Here is an 18,170-nt window from a genome sequence, read left to right on the forward strand (position 1 = left end):
CGTCGGCTCTCTTCCGGCACAGGTCAGGCCGGGTATTCACGACGGCACCCGTGACGTTTGCCCACAGAGGATTGATTGAACTTGTAACTAGAAGCTCTTGGGGTTATCCGCAATTCTTCCTGTTAGCAGAAAGCAGGGAGATGGCAGTGAATGACCAATATGAGCTTTATTGCCTCGCGGACCGGCTTTTCTATGACACCCCCGACCGGCGCGGAACCGAAATTCCCGATTTCGCCGTGGCCGGGCGTGACGTTCCGCGTGGCTGGTCCCACCAGCCGTCCGACACCTGGTTCCACTACGCCCCGACCGGCCACGATGTTCCGCCGCAGGGCTGGAAGATCCATGTGTCGGCCGGGCTGGCCGACGCGGCGCGGGTGCTGGAAATCGTCTGGGACTATTGCGTCGAGCGTGATATTCCCTTCAAATTCCTGCGCAGCCGGTCCGTTGTCACCATGCTCAACTCAAAAGGTGCCTCGCGGGGCGCGAGCGGCAAACTGGTCACCATCTACCCGCGCCAGGACTGTCTCGAACTGACGCTCAAGGAGCTCGACGGCCTGCTGGCGGGGGTACGGGGGCCGTACATCCTGAGTGATCTCCGCTACGGCGACGGGCCCCTTTTCGTGCGCTACGGAGGATTCGTGGCCCGGCGCTGCGCCGCCCCCAACGGGGAGCTCGTGCCGGCGATGGAGAACGACCGGGGCGAGCTGGTGCCCGACGAGCGGGGGCCCTCGTTCACGATCCCGCCGTGGGTGACGCTGCCCGACTTCCTCCACGCCCATCTCGAGGCCAGGAACGCGGTCACCACGACCGAGCTGCCCTACGCGGTCGACTCCGTCATGCACTTCTCCAACGGGGGCGGGGTCTACCTGGCCACCGACCGGCGGACCGGCGAGCGGGTCGTCCTCAAGGAGGCCCGGCCGATGGCGGGGCTCGACGCGTCCGAGCGTGACGCGGTGGCACGGCTCCAACACGAGCGCGACGTGCTGCGACGGCTCGACGGGCTCGACTGCGCGCCCGGCTACCGCGACTACTTCGTGCTCGGCGACCACCACTTCCTGGTGATGGAGTTCGTCGACGCCACGCCGCTGCAGCGCACGCTGGTCCGCACGTTCCCGCTGACCAGGGCCGACGCCTCGGCCGGGTCGATCGCCGAATACACCGTCTGGGCGCTCGACACGCTGCCAAAGGTCCAGGCCGCCGTCGCGGCGCTCCACGAACGGGGCGTCGTCTTCTGCGACCTCCATCCGAACAACATCCTGATCACGCCCGACGGGCGGCTCGTCCTCATCGACTTCGAGGTGGCGACGTTCGCCGAGGACCTCGGCCGGTCGGTGCTGGCCCATCCGGCCTTCCAGGCGCCCGCCGACCGGCGGGGCACCGACGTCGACCACTACGCCCTGGCCTGTCTCACGCTGGGCCTGTTCGCGCCGCAGCTCACGATCACCGTGCCGCTGGCGCGGGCCAAGGCGGCCCAGCTCGGGCAGATGATCGTCGACACCTTCCCGGTGCCGGCCGAGCTGATCAAACGGGCCGTCCACACGATCACCGGGGCCCTCGGGGGCGGGCCCACGGTGAGCGTGACCAGCGGCGATCCGATGACGGCGATGGCGCGGGCGATCCTGGCCAGCGCCACCCCCCACCGCGCCGACCGGCTGTTCCCCGGCGACGTCGCCCAGTTCCGGCCCGGCGGCGGGATCAACATGGCCCACGGCGCGGCCGGGGTGCTGTTCGCGCTCGACGCGTCGGGGGCCGGACGGTTCCCCGACCACGAAGAGTGGCTCCTGCGCCAGCAGGGCGAGGCCCCGCCCGGCTTCTACGACGGGCTCCACGGCGTCGCCTACGTCCTCGACCGGTTCGGGCACGTCGACAGGGCGCTCGACCTCGTCGACCGGGCCATGGCCGGCCCGTGGCGCGATCTCGACCTCAGCCTCTGGTCGGGGCTGCCCGGCATCGGGCTCAACCTGCTCCACCTGGGGCTCGACGCCCAGCCGCTGGTCGAACTCTGCGCCGACCGGCTGCCCGCCGACGTGCCGGAGATCTCCGGCGGCGCCAACCCCAGAGCCGGTCTTCTCCACGGCCTGAGCGGCCCCGCCCTCCTCTTCCTGCGCGCCTACGACCACACCCGCGACCCCGCCCTGCTCGACCTGGCCGAACACGCGCTGCGCCTCGACCTGAAACGGTGCACGACCACCGCCGACGGATCGCTGCAGGTCGACCAGGGCTGGCGGACGCTGCCCTACCTCGACGAGGGGTCGGTCGGCATCGCGATCGCGCTGGCCGACCTGCTCCGCCACCGGCCCGGGTCACCCCTGGCCGCCGCGCTGCCCGACCTGGTGAAAGTGGGCCGCTGCCGCTTCTTCGTGCAGCCCGGCCTGTTCTCCGGGCGGGCCGGCATGATCCTGGCCGACCGGACGCTGATCCCCGGCCTCGACTGGCACATCCTTCCCTACCGCGACGGGATCGCCTTCCCCGGCGACCAGCTGCTCCGGCTGTCGATGGACTTCGCGACCGGCACCGCCGGCGTCCTCTACGCCCTCAGCGGCAACCCGTTGCCCTTCACACATCCACTCGGCGCGGAGCCCCACGCCGTGCCCGGTGGCGCCCCCCCGCACCCACCGGCCAAGGAGGTGATCGGGGCCCCGAACAGCTAGCTCCACCTTTCTAAGATCTCGAATTCCTCCCGATAGACATCTCACAAAGGAGCATGACCATGGTTCTTCTCGACCTTCAGGCGATGGAGCTTCCCGGCGGCGGTCACCCCGGTGGCGGCGGTCACGGCGGCGGCGGCAGCACGCTGACCCTGCTCGGCTGCGCGTCCCAGACGCCCAGCAACCTGAGCCTGCTGCTCTGCCACTAGGCACCCGATCGGGGCCCTGGGCTCGCGGGAGCTCAGGGCCCTCCCTTGTTCATGCGCAGTTGTTCGTTCAGTTCTCGCCCACGTGAAGAGAGGGACCCGGCGTTGCGGACGGCCGATCGGCTGACAGCCGAGGCGATCAGGCGGAGCGGGCCCGCGGCGGGCGTGCTCGCCGCTGTCGCGCTGGCCGGCGCCGGCCTTGAGCTGGCGCTGCCGTTCGTGCTCGGCCGCGCCGTCGACACCTTCTCTCCCTCCTGGGTGGCGTTGGCCGGGGCCGTCGTGGTGCTCCTCGTCGCCTGCGACGGTCTCGGCGTCTACGCGAGCGGGACCGGTGGCGCGCGGGCGGCGGCCTGGCTGCGTCACCGGACGCTCACCCATCTGCTGGGCGTCGGCCCCGGGGTGACCCGGCGGATCCCCGAGGGCGACCTGGTCACCCGGCTCGGCGTCAACGCCGAGGAGGCGGGGCGGGCCGGTGACGCGATGGTCGCGTCGGTGGCGCTCGTGGTGCCGTCGGCCGGGGCGCTCGTGCTGCTGGTGCTGATCGATCCGTGGCTGGCGCTGACGCTGGCGGGCGGGCTGGTCGTGATCGCCTTCGTGCTGAAGCGGTTTCTGAAGACGTCCACGGTGATCGCCGGGGGCTACCAGGAGGCGCAGGCCGACATCGCGTCCCGGCTGGTCGAGGCGGTCGCCGGGGCCCGCACCATCGCCGCCGCCGGGACCGCCGAGCGGGAGACCTCGCGGGTGCTGACCGCGCTGCCGGTGGTCCGGGGCCACGCGATGGCGCTGTGGCGGGCCAACGCCGACGCGGGGGCGCGGGCCGCGATCGTGGTGCCGCTGCTTGAGGTGCTGGTGCTGGCCGTAGGCGGCTGGCGGCTGTCGGCCGGGGAACTCTCGGTCGGCGAGCTCTACGCCGCCGCCCGCTATGTGGTCATCGGCGCGGGCCTGGGGCCCGCGATCGGATCACTCGGGCGGCTGGCCCGCGCCCGCGCGGCCGGCGCGCGGCTGGCGGAGATCCTCGACGAGTGCCCCCGGACCCACGGGGTGCGGACGCTGCCCGCCGGACCCGGAAGACTGACCTTCCACGACGTCCCCGGCCTCGCACTGGAGATCCCGGGCGGCGCCTCGGTGGCCGTGGTCGGCGCCGGGGCCGCCCGGTTCGCGCGTCTCGCGGCGCGCCTCGACGACCCGGAGAGCGGTGAGGTCCTGCTCGACGGCGTGCCCCTGCGGTCGCTGACCCGCGCGTCGCTCCGCGCCGCCGTCGGCTATGCCGTCGCCCGGCCCCATCTGGTCGGCGACACCGTCGCCGACGCGATCGGCGGCTCCCGTCCCGCGGCCGTGGCCGCCGGGGCCGACGACTTCGTCCGCCGCCTGCCCCACGGCTACCAGACCGCCCTCGCCGAGGCCCCCCTGTCGGGCGGCGAACGCCAGCGGCTCGGCCTGGCCAGGGCGTTCGCGAAGGGCAACCGGCTGCTGGTGCTCGACGACGCCACATCCAGCCTCGACACCATCACCGAGCGGCAGGTCTCCAACGCCCTGTCCGCCGACGCCCGCACCCGCGTCACGGTGACCCACCGGGCCGCCGTCGCCGCGCGGGCCGACCGGGTGGTCTGGCTCCACGACGGGCGGCTGCGCGGCTTCGACCGCCATCTCGCGCTGTGGCACGACCCGGCCTACCGGGCCGTCTTCCAGGGGGGCGCGTGACCTCCTTCGGACGCCGGACCCGGGTCGGGCCGTTCCTCTGGCGGTCGTTCCACGCCCAGCCGGGGCAGGCGCGGCGGTTCGTCCTCTGGTCGCTGGTCGAGGCCGCCCCGGCGTTCGTCATCGGGCTGGCCATCGCGCGGGCGGTCGACGCGTTCACCGCGCAGCGGGCCGTCGCCGGGCTCTCCTGGACGCTGCTGCTCGGGGTCTCCTGGGTCTTCGCCGCCGTCGGGGCGCGGCAGGTGGTCGTCACGCTGGCGACCATCGTCGAGCCCGTGCGGGAGGGGCTGCTGACGGCGACCGTGCGCGGGGCGCTGGAGTCGGGCAAGGACGACCCCGCCGCCGTGACCAGGGCCAACCTCCAGGTCGAGGTGGCCCGCGACGCCTTCACCGGGGTCATCGGGTCGGTCAAGGCGTTCGTGTTCGCCCTTCTCGGGGTCGTCGCCGGGGTGGCGGCGCTGATGCCGGAGCTGCTCCTGCTGGTGCTGCCGCCGCTGCTGCTCGGGCTCGGCGCGTTCCTCTTCTCGCTGCCGGAGCTGGCCAGGCGGCAGCACGGCTATCTGCTCGCCGACGAGGCCACCGCCGAGAGCCTGGTCAGGGTCACCGCCGCGCTCGGCGACGTCGCCGCGTCCGGTGAGGAGGAGCACGCCGCCCGCTACGCCGGCGCCCGCTTCGACGGCCAGCGACGGGCGGCGCGCAGGCTGGCCGGGGTGACCACGCTCCGCACCGTCGTGCTGGGGGCGGGGGCGTGGGCGCCGATCCTGCTCGTGCTGGCCTACGGGCCGCGCCTGGGCGCGACCCCCGGTGTCGTGCTCGGGACGCTGGCCTACGTGATGCAGTCACTCACGCCCGCGCTGTTCAACCTGGCCAGCGGGCTGGGGGAGAGCGGGGTGCGGCTCTGGGTCACGCTGACCCGGCTGCGGGCCGCCCTGCCACCACCGGCGCAGGAGACCCGCCGGGCCGAGGGGGTGCACACCGAGCTGAAGGGGGTCACGTTCGCCTACGGGCCCCAGGCGCTGCCGGTCGTCGACCACCTCGACCTGGTCATCGCCGAAGGGGAGCACCTCGCGGTCGTCGGGCCGAGCGGGATCGGCAAGTCCACCCTCGCCGCCCTGATCGCCGGGATGGTCGCGCCCGGTCAGGGCAGGGTGATCGTCGGCGGGGTCCCGGCCGCGCGGGTCGACAGGGGACAGCGGGCGCTGATCCCGCAGGAGGCCTACGTCTTCCGGGGGACCGTCGCCGAGAACCTGGGCGACCACGAGCCGCGACGGATGCGGGAGGCCCTCGACGCCCTCGGCGCGGGGCACATCAGGCTTCAGTCGGCGGCCACCGAGCTCGGACCGTCCGACCGGCAGCTCGTCGCGCTGGCCAGGGCCTACCTCGCCGACGCCCCGCTGGTCATCCTCGACGAGGCCACGTCGTGCCTCGACCCGGCGGCCGAGGCGCTCGTCGAGCAGGCGTTCGCGGCGCGCGGCGGCACCCTGATCGTCGTCGCCCACCGCGTCAGCTCGGCCCTCCGGGCCCGGAATGTGCTGGTCATGGACGGCACCCGCGTCGTCACCGGCACCCATCAGGAACTTCTCGCCGCCTCGCCGCTCTACGCGGATCTGGCCGGGCACTGGGACCCCCGACTCAGGCAGGTTTCATGATCGACATCATTCACGGACACGTCGTCGCGGACCCCTACCGCTGGCTCGAAGACCCCGGCTCCGACGAGACCCGGGCCTGGCAGGCGCAGCAGGAGGCCGTCTGGCAGAGCCAGCTCCTGCCCGAGCGGGACAGGTTCCGGGCCAGGATCGACGAGCTGAGCGACACCGGCGTCGTGGGGGCCCCGATCTGGCGCGCCGGCACCGCCTTCCGGGTCCGCCGCGACCCGGGCCGCCGCCTGCCCGTCCTCTACGCCGATGACCGGCCGATCCTCGACCCCGAGGCGATCGACCCCGGCGCGACCACCCTGCTGGAGGCCTGGCACCCCTCACCCGACGGCACGCTCGTCGCCTGCCAGCTCTCCCGGGGCGGCGACGAACGCTCCGAGCTCTACGTCATCGACGCCCGGACCGGGGGCCTCGTCGGCGGCCCGGTCGGGGGGCTGCGCCGCTCGCCGGTGGCCTGGCTGCCGGGTGGCGACGGCTTCTACTACGTCCGCGACCGCCGGGCCCGCCTCCACCGCCTCGGCGGCGACGACCTCGACGTGGCCGACGCCGACGGCCTGGCCCTCAGCGCCGACGGCCGCTGGCTCACCCTGTCGGTCAACCGGGGGCCGGGCAACGACGTGTGGCTGTGCGACCTGGTCAGCCCGGCCAGGCGGGTCGTCCAGCAGGACGTCGCGGCCAGGTCGGCGGTCGCGGTGGGGGGCGACGGGAGGGCGTACATGATCACGACCCTCGACGCCCCCCGGGGACGCCTGCGCGTGGCCGACCCCGCCGCGCCCCACGACTTCCGCGACCTGGTCCCGGAGGACGCCGAAGCGGTGATCGCCGACTTCGCCCTGCTCGACGGGGTTCTCCTGGTGGCGTGGGTGCGCCACGCGATCGGAGAGATCTCCGTCCACGATCCCGAGACCGGGGAGCGTCAAGGAGCGGTCCCGCTCCCCGGTCTCGGCTCCATCGGGCGGATGTCCGCCCGCGACCACGAGGTGTGGTTCACCTACTCCGACTACGTCACCCCCGAGAGCGTCTACCGCTACGACGCCCGAACCGGCGAGACCACCCTGTGGGAGGCCGCCCCGGGCCGGGCCGAGCTGCCCGAGATCGAGTCCCACCAGGTCGTCTACCAGTCGGCCGACGGCACCCCGGTCCGGATGGTCGTGCTCAGCCGGGGGCTGCCGGGGCCGAGCCCGTGCGTCCTCTACGGCTACGGCGGGTTCGGGGTGCCGCTCACCCCCTCCTACTCCTCCTACGTCCTGCCCTGGCTGGAGGCGGGTGGCGTCTTCGCGTTCGCCCAGGTCAGAGGGGGCGGAGAAGAGGGTGAGGGGTGGCACCGGGCCGGGATGCGGGGGCGCAAGCAGAACTCGTTCGACGACTTCGCCGCCGCCGCCGAGACCCTGATCGCGGCGGGCTGGACCCGGCCCGACCTGCTCGGGGTCACCGGCGAGTCGGGCGGCGGGCTGCTCGTCGGGGCGCTCGTCACCCAGCGGCCGGAACTGGTGGCCGCCGCCGTCTGCTCCGCGCCGGTGCTCGACATGATCAGGTTCGAACGGTCGGGGCTCGGGGCCTCGTGGGTGCCGGAATACGGCTCCGCCGACGACCCCGAGCAGTTCGCCTGGCTGCTGGCCTACTCGCCCTACCACCACGTCAAGGAGGGGGTCGACTACCCGGCCACCCTGTTCACCGTCTTCGACGGCGACAGCCGGGTCGACCCGCTCCACGCCCGCAAGATGTGCGCCGCCCTCCAGGGGGCGACCTCCGGCGTGCGGCCGATCCTGTTCCGCCACGAGGCCGGCGTCGGCCACGCGGGCCGATCGGCCGACCGCGCGGCCGGGCTGGCCGCCGACATGCTGGCGTTCCTGGCCCGTGAGCTGGGCCTCGACCAGGGTTAGGGAGCCGTCAGGCCGACCGCTGCAGGAGCAGGGCCATCGCGGCGGGCGGGGCGGTGGTCAGGGACATCTCGAACCAGACCTTGTTGCGGCCGCCCTCGCGGACGATGCCCCACCGGTCGGCCAGGGCGTCGAGCAGCGGCAGGCCCCGGCCGTTGGTGGCGGTCGCGGTCGAGTGGCCGGCACACGGCGGTTCGGCCGAGCCGTCGTCCTGGACGCAGACCCGCACCTCGTCGGAGGAGAACCAGACCGTCACGGTGAACACGCCGCCGTCGCCGGATCTGGAGTGGACGACCGCGTTCGTGGCGATCTCACTCGTGAGCAGCACGCAGTCGTCGTGGAGCGGGTGGTCCCTGCCGATCGTGGCCGAGACGAGCCGCCGGGCCAGGACGATCTGGTCGCGGCCCCCCGCGAGCCGGGCGACCCTGGCGGCCCGGAGATCGGTGGTGATAGTCGTGTCGATGGAGTCGAGTGTGGTGACGTTCCCCGAACCGTTCATGCGTCCTCCTCGATGACTGCGCAATGAAGACGCGCCACCACGGCGTCCGAGATGTCACGCGAAGGTGCGACTGTGCTTCCCTGAGGGAACCGGCGCTGCCGTAGTGTCGGGACCATGCTGACGCTGATGGCGGTGCACGCCCACCCCGACGACGAGGTCATGGGCACCGGGGGCATCTTCGCGAAATACGCCGCCGAAGGGGTGCGTACCGTCCTGGTGACCTGCACCAACGGCGACCAGGGCGACGGGCCGGGCGGGGTGAAGCCGGGGCAGCCGGGCCACTCCGAGGCCGACGTGGTCAAACAGCGGCTGGCCGAGCTGGCCGAGTCGGTGGGCCACCTGAACATCGGCCACGTCGAGCTGCTCGGATACCGCGACTCGGGCATGGACGGCTGGGACGGCAACGCCAGCCCCGACGCGTTCGCCAACGTCGACTTCGACCAGGCGGTGGCCAAGGTGGCGGCGCTGATGGCCGAATATCGGCCGGAGGTCGTCGTGACGTATGACGAGAACGGCAACTACGGCCATCCGGATCACATCCAGGCCCACCGGGTGGCGGTGGCGGCGAGCGACGCGACCGGGATTCCGGTGAAGTTCTACTACACGGCGGTGCCCCGGGGGGTCATCCAGGCGTCGGTCGCGGCGATGAAGGAGCAGGGCATGGACCCGGGGTGGGAGGTGCCCGACGACTTCGGCACCCCCGACGAACTGATCACCACGGTGGTCGACACCCACGAGCAGGCCGAGGCGAAGGTCGCCGCCCTGCGGGCCCACGCCAGCCAGGGCGACAGCATCGCCCTGCTGTCGATGCCGCCGGAGATGCAGCGGATGGCCATGTCGACCGAACACTTCGTCCGGGTCTTCACCAAGGTCCCCGCCCCCGACCGCGAGGACGACCTCTTCGCCGGCCTGCGCTGACGCCGTCACGGCGCTCGGACGAGCGGCCGGTGAGCGCCGGGCCGACCGGCCGTCGCCGGGGCGGCGGGCGGGGTGGGGGTAGGCGGAGCCGTAACGGAAGCGAGCGGTTCTCCAGCAGCGGGCCCGGCGCTTCTCAGCGGGCCCGGCGTTCGTAGAGGGCCTTCTCCTGGGCGTTGCGGGTGAGGTCGGCCGCCTGCCGGAAGGCCGCTCTGGCCTCCTCGGCGCGGCCGCTGCGTTCGAGGAGGTCGCCGCGCACTGCGGCCAGGTGGGGGTTGCCTTCGAGTTTCAGGTTGTCGACGATCTTGAGGCCTGCCTCCGGACCCTCGGCCAGGCCGACCGCCACGGCGCGGTTGAGTTCGACGATCGGCGACGGCGCGACGTGGGCGAGCAGCTGGTAGAGGGCGGCCATCCGGGCCCAGTCGGTGTCGGCGAAGGTCAGGGCCCTGGCGTGGACGGCCGCGATGGCGGCCTGGAGGCCGTAGGGGCCGAGGGTGCCGGTCGACTCGGCGCGGGCCAGCGCCGAAAGGCCCCGGCGGATCAGCAGGCGGTCCCAGGTGGTGCGGTCCTGGTCGGGGAGCAGGACCGGCTCACCGCCGGGGCCGACGCGGGCGGCCAGCCGGGACGACTGGATCTCCAGCAGCGCCTGAAGACCCAGCGCCTCGGAGGAGGAGGGCATCAGCGCGGCCAGCACGCGGGACAGCCGCAGCGCCTCGAAGCACAGGTCGTTGCGGGTCCACGAGTCGCCGGCCGTCGCCGCGTAGCCCTCGTTGAAGATCAGGTAGATGACCTCCAGGACCGAGGCCAGCCGCGCGGGCAGCTCCTCGGCGGGCGGGAGCTCGATCGGGACCTTCCGCAGCGCCGTCTTGGCCCGGTAGATCCGCTGGCCGACGGTCGGCTCCGGCACCAGGAACGCCCGCGCGATCTCCGCCGTCGTCAGGCCGCCCAGCAGCCGCAGCGTCAGCGCCAGCCGCCCTTCGACGGCCACGTCGGGATGGCAGGCCGTGAAGATCAGCGTGAGCAGCTCGGGTTCCGGGGACGGCTCGGGCAGCAGGGCGAGTTCGCGGAGTTTCTCCTCGTAGACGCCCTGCCGCCGGAGCTGGTCGATCGCTTTGCGCTTGGCCGTGGTGGTCAGCCAGCCGCCCGGGTTGTCCGGGACGCCGTCACGGGGCCAGGCCTCCAGGGCCAGCACGAACGCGTCCTGGGCCGACTCCTCGGCCAGGCCGATGTCCCCGGTCATCCTGGCCACGGTCGCGATGACCTTGGCCGATTCGATGCGCCAGACGGCTTCTATCGTGCGGATCGGATCGGCAGGCCCCATGTCCTCAGAATGTCATCAGCGGGTAGACGTGGGACACGCCCTCCCAGCCCGGCCACATGTCGCGGTGGAGCTTCATGAAGCGGTTGGCCCACTCGACCGCCTCGGCCGCGTCGCGGACCTCGTAGATCGCGTAGCTGATCAGTTCCTTGGCCTCGGCGAACGGGCCGTCGGTCACGGTCAGTTTGCCGCCGACGACCTCGACCTGACCGGCCATGGCCGAAAGGCCGCTCTGGTCGACGAGGACGCCCGACTCGGTGGCCTCCCGGCCGAGCTGCATGATCGCCGCCATCAGTTCGGCGGGCGGCGGGGTCTCGGGCTGGGCGGTGCGGGTCAGCGTGATCAGGTAGCGCATGGGTGTTCTCCGTTCGTTCTCCTGTGAACCTACGACCCCTCCACGAACGGCCGGCCGGAGTTTCGACGGCCACCGGTTACTTTTTTTGGATTTCCGGCCATGCTGGTGAGGTGAGCAGCAGGCCTCCCTATCCGGGGCTGGCAGCGTTCGGGGCCCAGGACGCCGCCGTGTTCTTCGGCCGTGACGACCTCCTGTCCCACCTGCGGCGGCGTGCCGGGAGCGAGCGGCTGCTCGTGGTCACGGGAGCCTCCGGGGCGGGGAAGACCTCGCTCGTCGACGTCGGCCTCGCGGGCGGGCTGAGGCTGCGGCCGGGCGCCGATCCGGTCGGCGCGCTGCTGGCCGCGTTCGGGGCCGGGATGGACCACGAACGGCTGGCCGCCGCGCCCCACCACCTCGACGAGCTCGGCGATCCGGGGCTGATCGTGGTCGACCGGTTCGAGGAGGTCTTCGCGGCCTGCCGCGATCTCACCGCCCGGCAGACCTTCGTCGGCGCGCTCACCGCCACCCGCACCCCCGTGGTGCTGGTGCTGCGGGCCGACTTCACCGGCGACGCCGCCGCGTTCCCCGAGCTGGTCGCGGCCCTTTCCCGGCCGCTGCTCGTCTCGCCCCTGTCTCCGGACGACCTGCGCGCCGCCGTCGAGCAGCCCGCCCTGGCCCATGGGGTGACCTTCGCCGACGGCCTGGTGGAGGAGATCCTCGCCGACCACAACGGCGACCTGCCGCTGCTGGCCCACACGCTGCGGGTGATGTGGGACCGGCGCGAGGGCGACGTCCTGACGTTGGACACCTACCGGGCCACCGGCCGGGTGACCGGCGCGATCCCCCGCAGCGCCGAACGCGCGCTGGTCCGGGGCGACGCCAGGGCTGCGCTGTCGGCGCTCGCCGGGCCCCACGGCACCCTCCGGCCCGGCCCGATGGTCCCGGAGCTCGAACCTTTCGTGGCCGCCGGGCTGGTCAGCCGCGACGGGGAGACGGCCGAACTGGCGCACGAGGCGGTGATCCGGGCCTGGCCCCGGTTCACCGCGTGGACCGAGGCCGATCGGGCGGCCGGTCAGGTGCGCAGGGAGTTCCAGGCCGACGCGAACCGCTGGGTGCTGAGCGGGTTCGCCGCGCCCCACCTCTACCAGGGCTCCCGGCTCGCGGCGGCCCGCGCCGCGGTGCGGCGGATCAGGCGGGAGCTGTCCCCGGCCGAGGTGGCGTTCCTCGAGGCGAGCGCGGCCCAGGCGATGGAGGGGCGGCGGGCGGCGGAGAGACGTACCTTCCTGCGGGGTCTGTCGCTGGTCGCCCTGATCGCGCTGCTCGTCGTGAGCTTCGGCGCGACCGGCGCGCTGGCGCTGCTGATCACCGGGGCCACCCGCGACCGGGACGCCGCGGTCGACCGGAGCACCACCGCCGTGGCCCGCCACCTGCTCGCCCAGGGCGACGCGCTCGCCGCCGACCAGCCGGTCCTCGCCCGGCTGCTGCGGCTCGCGGGGGCCGAGATCGCGCCCGAGCTGCCCGAGGCGGCGGCCGGGCTGCGCGCCTCGGCGGTGCATCCCGCGCTCGACGTGCTGCGCCCGCCCGGCGTGGAGACGATGGTCATGAGCGCCACCGGGCTGCTGGCCACCGCCTCCGGCGGCGAGGTCAGGCTCTGGCAGGGCGGCGAGGGGATCGCCGTCGTGGCCGCCCACGACGCGCCGATCAGCGCGCTCGCCTTCACCCGCGACGGCCGCAGGCTGGCCACCGCCGCCTCCGACGGTTCCGTCCGGATCTGGGACACCGCCTCCCGCACCCGCCTGGCCGAGATCCGCGACGGAGGCCTCGGCCGCAAGGCTTTGGCGTTCGGCGCCGACGGCCGGACCGTCGCCGTCGCGGCGGCCGGCCGCCCGATCACGATCTTCAACACCACCACCGCCCAGCCGATGAGCGAGTTCCCGGCGGCGGGCGAGCGCCCGCTGGTGCTCCTCGGCAACGACGGCGACACCCTCTACGCCCGCACCGCCGACGGCTTGGAGATCTTCGACGTGCCGTCGCGGAAACGGCTGCGCCTGCTGCCGCGGGTCACCACGGCCGCGCTCACCCCCAACACGCGCACTCTCGCGGTCGGCCGGGCCGACGGCGGGGTCGAGATCTGGGGGGTGGGCGAGCGCGAGTTCGTCAAGCGGGCCGACTTCGCCGCCCACGACCGCGCGGTGGAGGCCATCGCGTTCAGCCCGGCGGGGACCACGTTCACCACCGGCGGGGCCGACGAGGCGGTGCGGGTCTGGGAGACCGTCGGGCAGCGGCGCGTGGGCGCCACGATCACCGGGCACACCGGGGCCGTCGTCGGCGTCGCCTACACGCCCGACGGCGACCTGCTGCTCACCGCCGCCACCGACCGGACCGTGCGGGTCTGGAACATGGAGGCGTACGACGCGGTGCTCGATCTGACCACCCGGGTCGCCGACCCCGGCAGCGGCCGGTTCGCCACGGTCAACGCGATCACCTTCAACCAGGACGGCTCACTCTTCGCCACCGGCGACGCGGACGGCACCGTGCGCCTCTGGCGGACCGCCTCCCGGACCCCGCTCGGGGCGCCGATCGAGACGGGCGACTCCGGGGTGCACTCGATGGTGTTCGAGCCGCAGACCGGCGGGCTGGTCGTGCTGAGCAGCGACAACGTGATCAGCCTCCTCGACGTCGACAGCCGGACCAGCCGGACGCTGTGGGCCAACCCGCCGCAGGAGGCGACCAGCCACGGCGTCCTCGGGCCCGACGGGCGGACGCTCGCGCTGGTCTACGGCCCGGAGGTGGAGCTGTGGGACAACCAGGCCCGCCGGCGCACCGGCCGGTTGGGCGGTCACGACGGCGACGTGCGGGCGGTGGCGTTCAGCCCCGACGGCCGGCTGCTGGCCACCGGGGGAGCCGACCGGGTGATCCGGCTGTGGGATCCGGTCAAGGCCGTCCCCGCCGGGCCCGTGCTGCTCGGGCACACCGGTGACGTGCTGTCGGTGGCGTTCAGCCCTGATGGCAGCGTGCTGGCCAGCGGTGACGCCAGTGGGGTGGTCCGGTTCTGGGACGTCGCCACCGGCCGCCCGCTGGGCACTTTCCACGGCCGGGCCCCCGCCGCCGGAGCCCCGGCGTTCGCGGCCGGCGCGCTCGCCTTCAGCCCCGACGGGGGCACGCTGGTGGGCGGCGGCAGGTTCACCGCCCCGGGCCAACCGGCCCTGGAGATCTGGGATTCCACTTTGTACGGAGCCGACGCCCACGACCTCGTCTGCGCCCAGGCCGGGCGGTCCCTCACCGCCGAGGAGTGGCGAGCTCACGCACCCGGCCAGCCCTATCGGACGGTGTGCTGATCACCCGGCGCGGCGGCGGGGCGTCGCGGAGGCCGTCGAGCAGCCGGTCGATGTGGACGAGCAGCTCGCCGTGCAGCGGCCAGTGGCCGGGGTCCTCGCGGAGCGCGTCGCCGAGCTCACCGCGCACGTGGCGGCCCTCGGCCAGCGAGCGCTCCAGCTCGGCGGTGAGGCGGGCGGCCTCCTCGGCGTCGCAGGTGGTGGCCGCCTCGGTGTAGTTGCGGGTGGTCCCGGCCAGGTCGCGGAGCACGCTCGCGAGCCGGTCGCGCACGCCGGCCTCCCACATCGGCGCGTCGCCGGTCAGGTGCAGGCCGGTGCGGTCGCTGACGCTCCTGGTCAGGCCGCGTACGGTCGGGACCGCGCGTTCCAGGGTGTCGAGGGTCTCCCGCAGGGCCCGGCTGTGGCCCGAACCGGTGCGGCCGCGCAGGCGGGCGGTCTCGTCGGCGGTGTCCACCTCGGCCTCGGCCCGGCGGATGTCCGTGGTGAGCCTCCTGGCCCGGGTGGTCCAGTCGCCGACGGCCTCCCGGCCGGGCGGGGCGGCCAGGCCCTCGGCCATGTCGTCGAGGAGGCTCGCCATCCGGCGGCCGAGATCGGCGACGGCCTGCTCGGCCGGGCGCAGCTTCGCGGGCGCGGCCACGACGACCGTGATCAGCCCGACGGCCGCGCCGATCAGGGTCTCCACGATCCGGTCGGCGGCGGCCGGGCCGGTGCCGAACTGGAGGATCAGCATCGCGCTGATCGGCACCTCCATCAGGTGCTCACGGAGTTTCAGCAGGTGACCCAGGCCCAGGGAGACCGCCACGGCCAGCCCGAGGCTCCACCAGCTCAGCCCGAACATCCCACCCAGCAGCACCGACACCAGCACCCCGGCGCCGACGCTGACGATCCGACCCCCGGCGTGCCGGAGCGTGCGGTAGAGCGACACCTGGACGACGAGAAGGGCGGTCAGCGCCGCCAGCACCGGCGCCTTCACGTCGAGCAGGGCCATCGCGCTCACATAGGCGCCCACCGCCGTGATGACCAGGCGGGCGATCGATGTCAGACGTTCCGGCATTGCGCTTATCCACCTCATCGAACAGGACATTTCATGACAAACAGCATGCCCTGGGGTGGATATTTCCTGGTGACGGCAAAACCGAAGGGCCGGGTGGATCACCCGGCCCTTGGTGTGCGCGCGCTCAGTTCTTGGCGGTGAAGGCCGAGGGGACGAACATCTCGGTCTCCGGCTTGGCCTCGCCCACGAAGGTGAACTTGGCCGCCTCGCCCTGACCCTCGACGTCGACCTTGACCAGCTGGCCGGGGCGCAGTTCCCCGTACAGGATCTTCTCCGACAGCGAGTCCTCCAGCTCACGCTGGATGGTGCGGCGGAGCGGACGAGCGCCCAGGACCGGGTCGTAGCCGCGGTCGGCGAGCACCTGCTTGGCGGCCGGGGTGACCTCCAGGCCCATGTCCCGGTCCTTCAGGCGGGCGTCCACCTGGGCCAGCATCAGGTCGACGATGCGGATGATCTCGTTCATCGTCAGCTGGTGGAAGACCACGGTGTCGTCGACACGGTTGAGGAACTCGGGCCGGAAGTGCTGCTTGAGCTCCTCCTGGACCTTGGCCTTCATCCGGTCGTAGTTGCCCTCGACGTCGTTGTTCTTGGCGAACCCGACCCCGATGCCCTTGGAGATGTCCCGGGTGCCGAGGTTGGTGGTCATGATGATGACCGTGTTCTTGAAGTCGACCACCCGCCCCTGGGCGTCGGTCAGCCGGCCGTCCTCCAGGATCTGCAGCAGGCTGTTGAAGATGTCGGGGTGGGCCTTCTCGATCTCGTCGAACAGCACCACCGAGAACGGCTTGCGCCGCACCTTCTCAGTCAGCTGACCGCCCTCCTCATAACCGACGTAGCCGGGAGGGGAGCCGAACAGCCGGGAGACGGTGTGCTTCTCCATGAACTCCGACATGTCCAGCATGATCAGCGCGTCTTCGTCCCCGAACAGGAACTCCGCCAGCGCCTTGGACAGCTCGGTCTTACCGACACCGGACGGGCCGGCGAAGATGAACGAGCCACCGGGCCTTCTGGGGTCCTTCAGGCCCGCCCGGGTACGCCGGATCGACCTGCTGAGGCCCTTGATCGCGTCGTCCTGGCCGATGATGCGCCTGTGCAGCTCGTCTTCCATCCGCAGGAGCCGCTGGGACTCCTCCTCGGTGAGCTTGAAGACGGGGATGCCGGTCGCGGTCGCCAGGACCTCGGCGATCAGTTCCTCGGTGACCTCGGCGACGACGTCCATGTCGCCGGCCTTCCACTCGCGCTCGCGGCGCTCGCGCTTGAGCGAGAGCTGCTTCTCGTTGTCGCGGAGGGCGGCGGCCTTCTCGAAGTCCTGAGCGTCTATGGCCGACTCTTTGTCCCGGCGCACGTTGGCGATCTTCTCGTCGAACTCGCGCAGGTCCGGCGGGGCGGTCATGCGGCGGATGCGCATGCGCGAGCCGGCCTCGTCGATCAGGTCGATCGCCTTGTCGGGCAGGAACCGGTCGCTGATGTAGCGGTCGGCCAGCGTCGCGGCGGCCACCAGCGCGCCGTCGGTGATCGAGACGCGGTGGTGGGCCTCGTAGCGGTCACGCAGACCCTTGAGGATCTCGATCGTGTGGCTGAGGCTGGGCTCGGCGACCTGGATCGGCTGGAAACGACGCTCCAGAGCGGCGTCCTTCTCCAGGTGCTTGCGGTACTCGTCGAGAGTGGTCGCGCCGATGGTCTGGAGCTCGCCACGGGCCAGCATCGGCTTGAGGATGCTGGCGGCGTCGATCGCGCCCTCGGCCGCGCCCGCACCCACCAGGGTGTGGAGCTCGTCGATGAACAGGATGATGTCGCCGCGGGTGCGGATCTCCTTGAGGACCTTCTTCAGGCGTTCCTCGAAGTCACCGCGGTAACGCGAACCAGCGACCAGCGCGCCCAGGTCGAGGGTGTAGAGGTGCTTGTCCTTGAGGGTCTCGGGCACCTCGCCCTTGACGATCTTCTGGGACAGGCCCTCGACGACGGCGGTCTTGCCGACGCCGGGCTCGCCGACGAGCACGGGGTTGTTCTTGGTGCGGCGGGACAGCACCTGCATGACCCGCTCGATCTCCTTCTCGCGCCCGATGACCGGGTCGAGCTTGCCCTCGCGAGCGGCCTGCGTCAGGTTGCGGCCGAACTGGTCGAGGACCAGCGACGTCGAGGGCGCGGCCTCCGCGGGCCCGCCGGACGCGGTGGCCTCCTTGCCGCCCTGGTAGCCGTGCAGCAACTGGATGACCTGCTGGCGGACCCGGTTGAGGTCGGCGCCCAGCTTGACGAGGACCTGGGCGGCGACGCCCTCGCCCTCACGGATGAGCCCGAGCAGGATGTGCTCGGTGCCGATGTAGTTGTGTCCGAGCTGCAGCGCCTCGCGCAGTGACAGCTCAAGGACCTTCTTGGCACGGGGCGTGAAGGGGATGTGGCCCGAGGGCGCCGACTGGCCCTGGCCGATGATCTCCTCGACCTGCTGCCGGACGCCTTCGAGGCTGATGCCCAGGCTTTCGAGGGCCTTGGCGGCGACGCCTTCGCCCTCGTGGATGAGGCCAAGCAGGATGTGCTCGGTGCCGATGTAGTTGTGGTTGAGCATCCGGGCCTCTTCTTGGGCCAGGACGACCACCCGCCGCGCTCGGTCGGTGAACCTTTCGAACATCT

The 18,170-nt window shown here is 72.6% G+C and carries 12 protein-coding genes; 7 read left to right on the forward strand and 5 right to left on the reverse strand.

Translation table 11 applies throughout. The features are described 5' to 3' along the window. The first annotated feature begins 140 nt into the window (after positions 1-140). From lanKC to AW270_RS15335, 5 genes are all read left to right on the forward strand, one after another. A complete protein-coding gene (gene lanKC, locus AW270_RS15320; RefSeq protein ID WP_082801571.1) occupies positions 141-2,651 on the forward strand; it encodes a class III lanthionine synthetase LanKC in 2,511 nt (836 codons plus the stop codon). A gap of 59 nt (positions 2,652-2,710) precedes the next feature. Next, positions 2,711-2,857 (forward strand): SapB/AmfS family lanthipeptide, encoded by a 147-nt coding sequence (locus AW270_RS38750; RefSeq protein ID WP_157522003.1) that lies wholly within the window; start codon positions 2,711-2,713, stop codon positions 2,855-2,857. Between the two features lie 102 nt (positions 2,858-2,959). Next, on the forward strand, positions 2,960-4,555 hold the full coding sequence (locus AW270_RS15325) for an ABC transporter transmembrane domain-containing protein (protein ID WP_061295004.1): 1,596 nt from the start codon (positions 2,960-2,962) through the stop codon (positions 4,553-4,555). Then, positions 4,552-6,201, forward strand: a complete 1,650-nt coding sequence (locus AW270_RS15330; protein WP_061295005.1) for an ATP-binding cassette domain-containing protein — start codon at positions 4,552-4,554, stop codon at positions 6,199-6,201. Before AW270_RS15325 ends, AW270_RS15330 begins: the two co-directional genes overlap by 4 nt. Then, positions 6,198-8,090, forward strand: a complete 1,893-nt coding sequence (locus tag AW270_RS15335) for a prolyl oligopeptidase family serine peptidase (RefSeq protein ID WP_061295006.1) — start codon at positions 6,198-6,200, stop codon at positions 8,088-8,090. Before AW270_RS15330 ends, AW270_RS15335 begins: the two co-directional genes overlap by 4 nt. 7 nt (positions 8,091-8,097) lie before the next feature. On the opposite strand, the gene AW270_RS15340 is transcribed toward AW270_RS15335, so the two are convergent. Further along, positions 8,098-8,586, reverse strand: a complete 489-nt coding sequence (locus AW270_RS15340; protein ID WP_082801572.1) for an ATP-binding protein — start codon at positions 8,584-8,586, stop codon at positions 8,098-8,100. A 114-nt stretch (positions 8,587-8,700) separates the two neighbouring features. Between AW270_RS15340 and AW270_RS15345 the strand changes: the two genes are divergently transcribed. Beyond that, the gene (locus AW270_RS15345; RefSeq protein WP_061295007.1) at positions 8,701-9,504 is read left to right on the forward strand and encodes a PIG-L family deacetylase; all 804 of its coding nucleotides are present in this window, start codon (positions 8,701-8,703) and stop codon (positions 9,502-9,504) included. A gap of 133 nt (positions 9,505-9,637) precedes the next feature. On the opposite strand, the gene AW270_RS41795 is transcribed toward AW270_RS15345, so the two are convergent. Both AW270_RS41795 and AW270_RS15355 read right to left on the reverse strand, forming a co-directional pair. Continuing rightward, positions 9,638-10,822: an RNA polymerase sigma factor gene (locus tag AW270_RS41795; RefSeq protein WP_061295008.1), complete on the reverse strand. Its 1,185-nt coding sequence runs from the start codon at positions 10,820-10,822 to the stop codon at positions 9,638-9,640. Between the two features lie 4 nt (positions 10,823-10,826). Continuing rightward, a complete protein-coding gene (locus AW270_RS15355; protein ID WP_061295009.1) occupies positions 10,827-11,174 on the reverse strand; it encodes a YciI family protein in 348 nt (115 codons plus the stop codon). 110 nt (positions 11,175-11,284) lie between these two features. On the opposite strand from AW270_RS15355, the gene AW270_RS15360 reads away from it, so the two are divergent. Next, entirely contained in the window at positions 11,285-14,491 is a 3,207-nt protein-coding gene (locus AW270_RS15360) for an nSTAND1 domain-containing NTPase (protein WP_157522005.1), read from the forward strand. Here the strand turns inward: AW270_RS15360 and AW270_RS15365 are convergent. Continuing rightward, positions 14,433-15,542, reverse strand: coding sequence for an FUSC family protein (locus AW270_RS15365; protein ID WP_061295011.1), 1,110 nt, complete (start codon positions 15,540-15,542; stop codon positions 14,433-14,435). The two genes, AW270_RS15360 and AW270_RS15365, sit on opposite strands and share 59 nt — an antisense overlap. Before the next feature lie 124 nt (positions 15,543-15,666). Then, positions 15,667-18,168, reverse strand: a complete 2,502-nt coding sequence (locus tag AW270_RS15370; RefSeq protein WP_061295012.1) for an ATP-dependent Clp protease ATP-binding subunit — start codon at positions 18,166-18,168, stop codon at positions 15,667-15,669. Positions 18,169-18,170 lie beyond the last annotated feature (2 nt).

Source organism: Herbidospora cretacea, assembly GCF_001570605.1.
GTDB lineage: Bacteria > Actinomycetota > Actinomycetes > Streptosporangiales > Streptosporangiaceae > Herbidospora > Herbidospora cretacea.